This window comes from Mycolicibacterium novocastrense (assembly GCF_001499835.1).
Taxonomy (GTDB): Bacteria; Actinomycetota; Actinomycetes; order Mycobacteriales; family Mycobacteriaceae; genus Mycobacterium; species Mycobacterium novocastrense.
In genome coordinates, this window is the sequence record NZ_LQIH01000007.1 from 150,900 (window position 1) to 162,444 (window position 11,545).

An 11,545-nucleotide genomic window follows, 5' to 3' on the forward strand; every position below is an offset into this window, starting at 1 on the left:
ATGGCAGGAGTCGCCAGTAGCGGCCGACAGCGCAGCAGGATCGCCCCGTATCTGATGATCCTGCCCGCGATGGTGTACCTCGCGGTGTTCTTCGTCGTCCCGTTCATCTCCCTGGCGCGGATGTCGCTGTCGACGACCAGCGGCTCCATTTTCCTTCCGACACTGACGTTCTCCTGGGACTTCGGAAACTACGCCGAGGCGTTCAGCAAGTATCAGGAGCAGATACTGCGGTCGTTCGGTTACGCCGCCACCGCGACGGTGCTGTGCGTGCTGCTGTCGTTTCCCCTGGCGTATGTGATCGCGTTCAAGGCCGGGCGTTTCAAGAACCTCATCCTCGGTCTGGTGATCCTGCCGTTCTTCGTGACGTTCCTGATCCGCACGATCGCGTGGAAAACCATTCTGGCCGACAACGGTTGGGTGGTCGAGGCGTTGGGCGCGATCGGGCTGTTGCCGGCCGACGGGCGGCTGTTGTCCACCAGCTGGGCGGTCATCGGTGGCCTCACCTACAACTGGATCATCTTCATGATCCTGCCGCTGTACGTCAGCCTGGAGAAGATCGATCCGCGGCTGATCGAAGCCTCCAAGGACCTGTACTCGTCGAATACCCGCAGCTTCACCAAGGTCATCCTGCCGCTGTCGCTTCCCGGCCTGCTGGCCGGCAGCCTGCTGGTCTTCATCCCGGCCGCGGGTGACTTCATCAATGCCGAGTATCTGGGCAGCACCCAAACGACGATGATCGGCAACGTGATTCAGCAGCAGTTCCTGGTCGTCAAGGACTATCCGGCCGCGGCGGCGCTGAGCATGGTGCTGATGGGCATCATCCTGGTGGGTGTCCTGCTCTACACCCGGGCATTGGGCACGGAGGAACTCGTATGACCGTCCAGGCCCTGGAAGCGGCGACCAGCCTCACGCCGGCCAAAAGAGTCAAGGGATCGCCGCGGTGGGGCGACTGGCTGCTGCGGATCGTCGCGGGGCTCGTGCTGCTGTATTTGTTCCTGCCCATTTTCGTGATCGTGCTGTTCTCGTTCAACGATCCGAAGGGCAAGTTCAACTACAGCTGGCAGGGTTTCACCCTGGACAACTGGGCCGATCCGTTCAAGTATCCCGCGCTGACCGAGGCGCTGAAGCTGAGCATCAACGTCGCCGCAGTCTCCACCGCGGTGGCGTTGGTACTGGGTACATTGGTGGCCATAGCCCTTGTGCGCCAACGGTGGCGGGGACAGCGCGCGGTCGACACGTTTCTCGTCCTGCCGCTGACGGCGCCCGAGGTGGTCATGGGTGCCGCGCTGCTGGTGCTGTTTCTCGACCTCGGCTGGGCGACCGGCTATGTGACGATCGTGTTGGCCCACATCGCATTCGAGGTCAGCTTCATCGCGATGACGGTGCGTGCGCGGGTGCGCGGATTCGACTGGACTCTGGAAGACGCGTCGATGGACCTCGGCGCCAGCCCCACCCGCACGTTCTTCCGGGTGACGCTTCCGTTGATCGTTCCCGGCATCGTCGCGGCCGCCATGCTGTCGTTCGCGTTGTCGCTCGACGACTTCATCATCACCTACTTCGTCAGCGGTTCGACGGTGACCTATCCGCTGTACGTCAATGCCGCGGTGAAGGCCGCGGTACCGCCACAGATCAACGTCCTCGCCACGGCGATCCTGGTGATCAGCCTCGTCCTGCTGGCGGCGGGAACCCTGTACCGACGCAAGCGGATCGACGTCTAGCGACGCTACCTCGCCTCCCCTCACCGCGAGCGTGCGAGTCTGCCCACGACACGCCTCGATTCCTCGGCAGTTTACGCACGCTCGTGGGCGCTTCACGCCACTTCGACGGGGACTGGCGGTGTGCGGGCCCCGGTGCGCGCGGCGCCCATACCGGCGGCCACCACGAAGCACATGCCGAGCACGCCGAGCGGTTCGGGCACCTGGTGCAGGATCAGCAGGCCGATGACCATCGCGAAGCCCGGTTCGAGCGCCATCAGCGTTCCGAACGCGGCGGTGGTCAGTCGGCGCAATGCCAGCAGTTCCAGCGCGAACGGCACGACGGGCAGCAGGATCGCCAAGCCGATCCCGATCAACAGGATGTCCACCGAAAGCCGCGGTAGCACCAGGTGGCCGACGGCCAGGGTGGCCACGATGCCTGCGACGGGCATCGACACCGCCAGTCCCGACATCCCCACCACTTCGTCACCGACCCGCTGGGTCAACAGGATGTAGGCCGCCCAGCAGGCAGCTGAAGCCAGCGCGTACAGGACGCCGACCGGGTCGACCTGGCCCGCCCACGGTTGGGTGAGCAGAAGGACTCCGACCGCGGCCAAACCCGGCCACACCAGGCGATTGCGCCCGGTGCCGTGCGCAACGGCAACGCCCAGCGGGCCGAGGAATTCAATCGCGCTGGCGGTGCCCAACGGGATGCGGGCCAACGCGGCCATGAACAGCAGGGTGATGCCCGCGGTGACCACGCCGAGCACCACGCACATGCGAAAGCTCGCCCAGGTGAAGGCCCTTGGCCGCGGCCGGACGATGAGGAGCATCAGGACGCCCGCCCACGCCAGGCGCAGCCACGCCGCGCCTTCGGCGCCGATGCGGTCGATCAGCGTCACCGCGACCGCGGCGCCGGTCTGCACGGACAGCATCGCCGCGACCGCCATCAGCACCCCGCTGCGGGCCTGGCTCACCATGCTGGCATTCAACGGGACGTCGGGCGTTCACGTCCACGCCATTTCCCGAGATGCGGCGACGTCTACAGGCGTGCGAGGCTGAACGGGTAGGTGAAGGTTCCTCCCGGCGCGCCGTCACACCCGGTCGCGAACGACGACTCGAGCGTGCCCGATCGCGTCGCTGCATCCCACGAGTAGACGTCGCGGGTCGGGACCACCGGCCCGTAGTAGACGTTGCCGCACCGCAGACCGTCGGGAACGTCGACCGTCAACGTGTAGCGTCCGTCGACCAACCGCGCGTCGCCGCTGTAGGGGAACGCCTTCGCATTGGGCTGCGGGATGGCTTGTACGTGCACGCATTCGCCGGGGCAGCGCGACACCGCCCACAGCCAGGTGTGGAAGTCGTATCGCCCGTCGATCACCAGATGAAAGTTGCCATACGGAGTGTCGGCGTGGGCGATGGCAGGGACAAACGCGGATACCAAAGCGAGTGCCAAGCCCACGAGCGCGGCTTTCATGTTGACCTCCGGACGGCGGGCGCGGCAAAGATCCTTGATACCGCAGGTGCGCGCCTGCCCACGGCGATGATGCCGCTCAGCGGGATTCGGCCGTTCCGCTGAGCGGACGACGGTCACACTCGACCCGAGACCAGCGCCTAGGTTGATGCTTCATCACGATCGCTAAGGAGGCGACGATGCGGATGCCCGGACTTGCGGGGTGCGGCGTCGCTGCCGTCGCGGCGGGTATCGGGTTGGCCGGGGTCGCCCACGCCACCGAGCACGACTGGGGCCTCAACGGCCGCTACACCGCCACCTCCAACGGCGAATACGCCAAGACCAACGAGGTGTTTCGCGATGAGGCCAGCCTGCGCAGCACCTGGACCATCGAGACGACATGCAGCTATCCGACCGAGTGCACGGGCACGGTGGTCAGCGACTTCGGTTGGACCGCACCGATTTACAAGACGGGTGGCGTCTGGTACGTCAAGCACACGGTCGAGAACTGGATCCCGTGTCCGGACGGCACGGCAGCCCCGGGGCTGCAGGTGTTCCGGTTCGTCCCCGTCAATGAGGACGGCAGCATGACCGACCCCGCGTCGACGACCTTGGCGGGTGAAGACCAGACCACCGGCCCGAGTGGCGCATGCGGGGTCAGCAAGCCGGTCTTCATCAACATGCCGTTCAAGCTCGTCAAGGTGACGGGCTGATCGATTCATCCGTTCGGGACGAGTAGGTCCTGCCACGACTGCGTGCCGGCGGGCGAGGTCAGGTCGGCCTGTCGGAAGACCTTGCCGTCGGGCGTGGCGTATTGGCCGGTCTGGGGATCGTAGGGCGCGAAGGCGATGGACGGTCCACCACCGGACCGCGACGAGCTCGGTGCGACGACCGGAGCGCCGCCGGCAGGCGCCGTCGCGGGCGGTGTTTCTCGAGGCGCTTCCGCTGGTGGCATCGGCGTGCCCTCCAGCGGGGCGTGGATCCGCTCGCTGAAGTCGACGCGGTCGTCGGGTGCGACGCCCTGGGCGATCAGGCTGGGATCGATCGGGTAGGGACCCAGCGGGTGCTGGCGCATCGCCAACGGCTCGAACGGCTTGTCGCTGCGGCACATTTCGACGGTCGGGGCGCGCTTGCCGGGCTGTCCGAGACACGGGTAGTTCCGCGCACCGCGCACGCCGATGGGTGAGTCCTGCGGTAGTTTGCAATAGAGGCCGTCGGGTGTGTCGACGATCGTCTCGTCCTCGGGTGATCGCCACATGTTGGGCGGCAGGAATCCGACCGTGCACGCGGGCGGATCGCTGATCACCAACGTGAAATCGCCGAGCGCCATGCCGGTGGGATTGTTTCGCGCCACGCCGACTGTCTGCGTGGCCGCCACGTACGGCGGGAACAGCACCAGAAGTTGTTCCAGCGCGGCGTGATACGTCACCCCTACCTGGCCGACGGTGACGAGGTTGGCCAGCAACACCGGCAAGGTCGCTTTGACCTGGTTGAACAGCTGCGACGCCTCGTCGGCCGCGCGGGGACCGACATCGAGGAGCGTACGCATCTGGGCGTCGTCGGCCTCGAGTTGTCCGGTGATCCCCGCGACGCTGCGCGCCCAGGTGCGGATGGCGTCGGCCGACTGCGCTTGGCCGTCCAGCAGCGGACCGCTGTCGTCGATCAGCGCGCGGGTGCGGTCGGCGACCGCATTGCCATCGCCGAGAATCGTCGCCGAGGAGTCGAGCAGCGAACCGAAGTCGTAACCGGTTCCGTCAAGGCCCCTGAACGATTCGTCGAGCAGCCCGCTGATCTTGTCCTTCGGGATGCTGTCGACCAGTGCGCTCACCTGATCGAGCATCGGGCCGACGGCTTGCGGCACCGATGTGTTCTGCCGTGGGATCACCGAACCGTTCTGCAGGAAAGGGCCGTTCGCGTTCTCGGGGATCAGATCCACGTACTGTTCCCCGACCGCCGACACGCTGCGCACGTTCGCCTTGGCATCGGCCGGGATTTTCGGCGACGTGTTCAGCGACAGCGTCGCGACGGCACCGTCGCGAGTGGGCCGCACGTCGAGGACCTTGCCCACCTGCACCCCGCGGTACGTCACGTTGGAGAACCGATAAAGGCCTCCGGTGCCCGGCAATTCCAACTGCACCGATATGCGACCAATGCCCAGCAGTGTCGGTACTTGCATATAGGTGAAGAACATCAACGTGATGCCGACCACCGAAGCGATGGTGAAGACGATCAGCTGATTGCGGATGAATCGAGTCAGCATCAGTTGCCCTCCGCTCCCCCGGCGCCCACCGCGCCGGTGGTCGCGGCTGGAGCTTCAGGCTCCGGTCCGGGTGCTGTCCCTGACGCGTGGTCCACCGCAGGCTGTGAATCCGCCTGTTGCTGACCAGCTTCCACCAGTGGCGGCAAACCTGCCACCTCGGTGGGCGTCGCGGTGATCGGCGCCTTCAACGGATCGAGAGTGTAGGTGAGGTACCAGGGGTCGCCAGGAGCGGGCACCATCGGCGCTCCTTCCTGCCCCCAGCGGGTGCCCAGGAAGAGCCCTCTCTTGAGCCGCGGGATGGTGAAGTCGAAGATGATGAACTGGTTCATGTAGTCCCCGCGTATGGCACGGTCGATGAAGCTCTGCGTGTAGGGGAATGTCGGCGCGTAGGCCAGGACGGTACCCAGGTCCGGTCCGACGTCGGCGAGCGCGCGCAGCGTCGGTTCGAGGTTGGCGAGGTTGCGGACGAGGTCGTCCTGCGTGTCGTTGATCAGTCCGGTGGCGGTGTCGCTGAACCGACCGAGCCGGTCCAACGCTTCGGTGATCCGAGGCCGTTCCTTGACCAGGACGTCGAGCGCTGGCGGAATGCGTTGCAGTGCACCGCTGATCACGTCGCGCTCCGATGCGAAAGTTCCGGACATCCGGTTCATGGCCGCGATCGATGCGGTGATGTCGTCACGTTGGGTGTCGAGCATTCCGACGAAATCGTTGAGCCGCACCAGCAAGTCCCTGATCTGGCCTTCCCGTCCGTTCAGCGCGGCGTTGAACTCGCGGACGATGTCCCCCATCTGGCCGAGGCCACCGCCGTTGAGCACGACCGACAGTGACGACAGCGTCTGTTCGGTGGACGGGTACGTCGACGACCTGTCCACTCCGATGGTCGAACCGGGTTCGAGTTCTCCACTGGGCGCTTGGCCAAGCGGCGGGTCGAGTGCGAGATGCATGGATCCGAGAAGGCTGGTCTGTCCCACCGTAGCCACCGCGTTCGCCGGGACGACGACGTCGGGTCGCACCGAGACCTCGATGTCGGCGGTCCAGTTCGTCACCTTCATCTTGCCGATGCTGCCCACCACGACATCACCGATGAGCACGGGTGAATTCGGTTCCAGCGAACCGACGTTGCGGATCTGGACGCGGTATACGTCGGCGTGTTCCCCACGGCCGACCGTGCCGGGCAGCGGCAACGAGTTGACTCCGTCGAACTCACACCCGGTTACCACGAAGGCCGCGCAGCACACCGTGGTGACGAGGCGTCGGATCGATCTGGCGAGGGTCATGGCGTTGGACCACCTCCCGTGGGAGGGACCGCCGACGACGGTGTGGCCGCGGCCTCCGCTGGCAACAGCATGTCCTCGAGAGAGGTCGGTTGGGGCGCGGCCGCCGGTGGGCCCGGCGGAACCGGTGCGCCCGGGAACAGCGCTGGTTGCGGAGCGGCGGGCAGACCCGTGGGCGCGTAGGCGCCGGGCGGACCGGCCGGGGTGCTCCAACCCGGTGGCGGCGGCGTGTCACCCGCGCCGGTGTACGCCGATACAGCCGGCGCGATTTCGGGCGGCAGCGGGCTTTCACCCGCTCCGCCCGGAGCGAGCGCCGGATCCGAGTAGATCAGGTTGCCGGGGCTGGGCGACTTCTGCAGATAGGCGTTGAACGGCATCGGCAGATAGTTGAAGTTGAGCAGGCGCAGTGCGGGGCCGAGGTATTCGGCACAGGCTTTGGACGCTTCCGGCGCCGTCGCGTTCTTCACCGCTCCGATCGCTGAGCACACCAGTTGCACTGGGTTGGCGAAGTTGGCCAGTGCGAAGCCGCCGATCATGGTCCCGGTGTCGGGGTTGTAGATGTTGTACCCGTTGCCGATGGCGTTGGGCGCGACATGCAGCACGTTCTCCAACGCAAGCCGGTTGTCGGAGAGGTTCTGTGTGACGTCGGCGAGTCGCTGAATCTGCTCGGCAGTCTGATCCCTGCTGCCGGCGATGAACCGCTGCACCTCGCCGACGGCTTCGGACAGGTGGGTGAGTGCCGCGTCGAGATCCGACCTACTCGCGTCGACCACACTGCTGACGGTGGCCAGGCGGTCCTGGAATTGCACGATCTGGGCGTTGCTGTCGCGCAGTGCGGTGACGAAGGTCTGGAGGTTTTTGATGACGTCGGCGATGTTGCCGCTGCCGTCGGCGAGGATCCGGCCGACCTGAGAGAGCTGGGTGATGGTTTCGCGCAGCTTGTCACCGTTGCCGTCCATGGCGTTCGCCGCGCTGTCGATGAAGCGGCTCACAGATGTCGTCGAAATATCGCCTTGCGGGCCGAGATCGGTCGCCAGCCGGGTCAATTGGGTCTTCACCTCATCCCATTCGACGGGCACCGCCGTTCGGTCGACGCCGATGACAGCGTCGTCCGGCAGGGTGGGTCCGCTCGTCTCGTAGGCGGGGGCGAGCTGGACGTAGCGCGCTGAGACCAGGTTCTGCGCGACGATCACGGCTTTGGCGTCGGCGGGGATCGGCACGTCGCGGTCGACGGACAGCCGCATGCGCGCGTGCGCCCCGTCGGGCTCGATCGATTCGATGGTGCCGACCCGCACCCCCGCGACGCGGACCTCGTCGCCGGGGTAGATCGCGGTTGCCGAGCTGAAGTACGCCGTGATGGTTCTGGGGCCGAAGAATCCTTGTCGCACGACGACGGCGACCCCGGCGACGAGCAGGCCCGTCAGTGCGATCAGTAGTGCGGCCGTCAGAGGTTTGCGCTGCCTCATCGCGACCCTCCCGGAATACCGTTGTACGGGAACGGGAATTCGGCCCGTGGCCCCGCGTTGTCGGGCGGCTGACCGGCGTTCACGCCGCGGCGGTAGCCGAGCGCGTAGTCGAGGAACGGTTGCAGCGACTGGGCGGGCAGGAGGTTGCCGACGAAGGCGTTGTAGTAGAAGCCGTTGTTGACCGCCTCACCCTGTGTCACTTGGTACTTCGACAAACCGGTGAGCGCCTTGGCGATGTTGTCGCGATTGCGCTGGAGCATGTCGTAGACCGAGTTCAGCTTCTGCAGCGTTGGGGCCATCTCCTGTTCGTTGTCGTGCACGAGACCCTTCAGTTGTTGAGCCACGGCCGAGGTGTTGGCCAGCAGGTTGACGATCGCGTGTCGACGCTGTTCGAGAACACCCATCAGGTCATTGGCGTTGAGGAGCAGGGTGTTGAGCTGCTGGCTGCGCTCCGACAGCACGCCGGTCACGTCGGCGGCGCTGGCGAGCAGCTCACCAAGTGACTCATCGCGGCCGTTCAGTGACGAAGACAGCCGGCTCAGGCCGTCGAAGGTCGGACCGAGCTGAGGCGCGATCCGGTCGATCGTCTCGGAGAGCGTGTCCAGGGCCCGGTTCACGGATGCGGTGTCGGTCGCCGCCGTGTTCGCGGTGAACTCACTGACCGCCTCGGTCAACGAGTATGGCGAGGAGGTCCGCGACAGCGGAATCACATCCAACGGTTTCATGCGCTCGTCGCCCGCAGGGTCGAGCGTCATCATCCGCTCCCCCAGCAGTGTGCCGGTGCGGATGTGCGCCGTGGTCTGCGATCCGAGGCCGACCTTTCCGTCGACGGTGAACGTCACCAACGCCTTGCCCTTGCTCAGCGTGACATCGGATACCGATCCGATCGTCATACCCGAGACCTTGACGTCGTTTCCCGGAGCCAGGCCTGCAGCCTCGGTGAACAAGGCCTGATACCTGATGGCGGTGGCCCACGACCACAACCGTTCCGGCTGTAGCCCGATGGCGATGACGAGGATGACGAGCGTCACGCCGATGAATCCGGCCCGGATCAACGAGGCACCACGGTATTTCAGCATCAGGGTTCCCCGCACCTTCCGTTCTGCTGGAGGATCCAGGGGAAGTGGGCGGTGCGGCCCTGCAGGTCGGTGACCCGCACCGAGATGCCGCAAAGGTACTGGTTCAAGAAGCTTCCGTACGCGCCGAGACGAACCAGTTTCTTGTAGTTCTGCGGCAGCTTCTGCAGTGAGATGTCCAGCAGCGGTTTGTCCTTCTCGAGCAACGGAGCCACCCGGTTGAGTTGGTCGATACTGCCGGCGAGCGGCGGACGTGCCTGAGTCATCAGCTCGGCCAGCGAGGCGGTCCCGCTGTCGAGCGCGGTGATGGCCTCCCCGATCGGGTCGCGGTCGGTGGCCAGACCGGTGATGAGCTTCTCGAGGCGGTCGACGGCGCCGGAGAACTTGTCCCCGTCCTTGGCCACGGTCGCCATCACCGCGTTCAGGTTGTCGATCAGCTCCCGGACGATCTGGCCGTTGTCGGCGATCGCGGTCGTGAATGAGGCGGTTTTGGCGAACAACGACTCCACGTTGCCGCTCTGGCCCTGCAGGATCTGGATCAGCGAGTTGGTCAGGGCATTCACATCGTCGGGATTCAGGCCGCGGATAACCGGTTTCAATCCGCCGAGGAGAAGGTCGAGGTCCAATGCCGGCTCGGTGCGCTCGGCGGGGATCTCAGACCCCGGTCCGGCGACCCTGGTGGAGCCGGGGCCGTCGAGGAGTTCGAGGTAGCGATCCCCCACGAGGTTGAGGTACCGCACCGCGGCCTTGGTGCCGGTGGTGAGCACGATGTCGGTACTGGCGTCGAAGCTGACCACGACGGTGTTGTCCGGTCGCAGTGAGACATCGTGGACTGTGCCGACTCGGATTCCCGAAACCCGCACCGAATCACCGGTTTTCAGACTCGAGACATCGGTGAACACCGCCGAGTAGTCGTTCGACGACCCCGTGCGGTACTGGCCGAAGATCGCGAACAGCGCGCCGGTCAACAGCAGCATCACCGCGCAGAAGACGCCGAGCTTGATCGCTGTGCCGACCCCGCTCATCCCGGCATCCCGATCTGTGAGGTGTTTCGCGGCGGACCGTCGATCGGGCCGAACAGCGCCTGCTTGAGCGCATCGGAGTTCAACAGGATGCCCTGATTGCCGTACTGCGCACGGCTGGCGTCGATGTCGCTGACGACGTAGGGCGCCCGCGTTTCGTATCCCACGTCAGGCAGGCCCGCGCACTGGGGGCCGCCCTTGGCCGCCACCTTCGGCAGGTTCCCGGGGTAACGGTACCGTTCGGAGCCCAGCACGAAGGAATCCAGCAGTAGAACCCCGGGAACTGGTGAGGGCGCCGCCGTGGCCAACGGAACCATGCCTGCCAGCACACAATTCAGGGCTGGGTGGTACTGGCTGGTCAGGTCGGTCGTGGGTACGAGCAGGTCGAGGACTTCAGTGATCGCCTGCCGGTTGCCGGACAGTACTTCGTTACCGACCTCGGCGAACCCGATCGCGCTGAGCAGCAGGGCGTCGAGATCGTGCTGCTTCTCGACGATCGTGTCGCTTATGGCCGACGCACTGTCCACGATTGCCAGGAGATCCGGGCTCGCGTCGGCGTACGCGTCGAGAACTTCTGGTAGGACCGCGATGTCGTGGCTGAGATTGTCCAGACTGGGGTCGAGCTTTGCGAGCATCGTGTCCAGGTCGGACAGCGCCTGCCCGAACTTCTCGCCACGGCCGCTGAGCCCGGAGGCCAACGCCCCCAGTGTCTCGTTGAGTTTCGCCGGCTCGATCTTGTTCAGCACGGAGACGAGTTGTTCGAATATGGTGTTGATCTCGACCGACACGTGATCGGCGTCGAGAACCTGGCCGGCCCGCAGCGACTGCGCAGACGGATCCGACGGCGGCACCAGGGCAACGGATTTCGCGCCGAACACCGTCGAGGACGCGATGTCGACACGTACGTTGGCCGGAATCAACTCCATCGCGGAGGGATCCATGGCGAGGTGGATAGCGGCCTTCCCGCCAGGGAGCGGTTCGATGGCGGAGACGGTGCCGACTTGAGCGCCGTGCAGTTTGACCCTGGCATCGGGATTCATCACGAGACCGGCGCGGTCGGTGATGACGGTGACCGGCTCGGTGCTGGTGAAATCCCCCCGGAAGAGCGCGACGGCGATGGCGACGACCGCTGCGATTGCGGCGATGGCAACGAAACCCGCTATCGGCCTTGCGTATTCACGCGGCTGTGTCGGTGGCTCGTGGTTGCTGGTCAACGTTCCACCTATCCCGACAGGTTGAAGTTGCCGTTGGAACCGTAGATGGACAGTGACACCAGCAAGGTGACCGACACGACGACCAC

Annotated in this window: 11 protein-coding genes; 3 read left to right on the top strand and 8 right to left on the bottom strand. The window is 65.6% G+C overall.

Features of this window, described 5'->3' with window-relative positions; all coding sequences use genetic code 11:
- Both AU072_RS07820 and AU072_RS07825 read left to right on the top strand, forming a co-directional pair.
- Nucleotides 1-876 carry an ABC transporter permease gene (locus AU072_RS07820; protein WP_064413236.1) on the top strand — a complete coding sequence of 292 codons (876 nt, stop codon included), beginning with the start codon at nucleotides 1-3 and terminating at the stop codon, nucleotides 874-876.
- Nucleotides 873-1,718, top strand: a complete 846-nt coding sequence (locus tag AU072_RS07825; RefSeq protein ID WP_064413237.1) for an ABC transporter permease — start codon at nucleotides 873-875, stop codon at nucleotides 1,716-1,718. Before AU072_RS07820 ends, AU072_RS07825 begins: the two co-directional genes overlap by 4 nt.
- Before the next feature lie 92 nt (nucleotides 1,719-1,810).
- Here AU072_RS07825 and AU072_RS07830 read toward each other — a convergent pair whose 3' ends face one another.
- Nucleotides 1,811-2,674, bottom strand: coding sequence for an EamA family transporter (locus tag AU072_RS07830; protein WP_064413238.1), 864 nt, complete (start codon nucleotides 2,672-2,674; stop codon nucleotides 1,811-1,813).
- Between the two features lie 62 nt (nucleotides 2,675-2,736).
- Nucleotides 2,737-3,171, bottom strand: coding sequence for a hypothetical protein (locus AU072_RS07835; RefSeq protein ID WP_064413239.1), 435 nt, complete (start codon nucleotides 3,169-3,171; stop codon nucleotides 2,737-2,739).
- 182 nt (nucleotides 3,172-3,353) lie between these two features.
- Here AU072_RS07835 and AU072_RS07840 point away from each other — a divergent pair, with 182 nt between their 5' ends.
- Nucleotides 3,354-3,860 (top strand): Rv2253/PknI dimerization domain-containing protein, encoded by a 507-nt coding sequence (locus AU072_RS07840; RefSeq protein WP_120270975.1) that lies wholly within the window; start codon nucleotides 3,354-3,356, stop codon nucleotides 3,858-3,860.
- A 5-nt stretch (nucleotides 3,861-3,865) separates the two neighbouring features.
- Here the strand turns inward: AU072_RS07840 and AU072_RS07845 are convergent, their stop codons facing one another.
- From AU072_RS07845 to AU072_RS07870, 6 genes are read right to left on the bottom strand one after another with little or no spacing between them, the layout of a single operon-like run.
- Nucleotides 3,866-5,407, bottom strand: a complete 1,542-nt coding sequence (locus AU072_RS07845; protein ID WP_064413241.1) for an MCE family protein — start codon at nucleotides 5,405-5,407, stop codon at nucleotides 3,866-3,868.
- Nucleotides 5,407-6,684, bottom strand: coding sequence for an MCE family protein (locus AU072_RS07850; RefSeq protein WP_064413242.1), 1,278 nt, complete (start codon nucleotides 6,682-6,684; stop codon nucleotides 5,407-5,409). The genes AU072_RS07845 and AU072_RS07850 overlap by 1 nt, the downstream gene beginning before the upstream one ends.
- A complete protein-coding gene (locus tag AU072_RS07855; RefSeq protein ID WP_064413243.1) occupies nucleotides 6,681-8,147 on the bottom strand; it encodes an MCE family protein in 1,467 nt (488 codons plus the stop codon). The genes AU072_RS07850 and AU072_RS07855 overlap by 4 nt, the downstream gene beginning before the upstream one ends.
- Complete coding sequence (locus AU072_RS07860) at nucleotides 8,144-9,226, bottom strand: MCE family protein (RefSeq protein WP_064413270.1); 1,083 nt, start codon at nucleotides 9,224-9,226, stop codon at nucleotides 8,144-8,146. The genes AU072_RS07855 and AU072_RS07860 overlap by 4 nt, the downstream gene beginning before the upstream one ends.
- The gene (locus AU072_RS07865; RefSeq protein WP_064413244.1) at nucleotides 9,226-10,248 is read right to left on the bottom strand and encodes an MCE family protein; all 1,023 of its coding nucleotides are present in this window, start codon (nucleotides 10,246-10,248) and stop codon (nucleotides 9,226-9,228) included. The genes AU072_RS07860 and AU072_RS07865 overlap by 1 nt, the downstream gene beginning before the upstream one ends.
- On the bottom strand, nucleotides 10,245-11,459 hold the full coding sequence (locus tag AU072_RS07870) for an MCE family protein (RefSeq protein ID WP_064413245.1): 1,215 nt from the start codon (nucleotides 11,457-11,459) through the stop codon (nucleotides 10,245-10,247). Before AU072_RS07870 ends, AU072_RS07865 begins: the two co-directional genes overlap by 4 nt.
- Nucleotides 11,460-11,545: the final 86 nt, after the last annotated feature.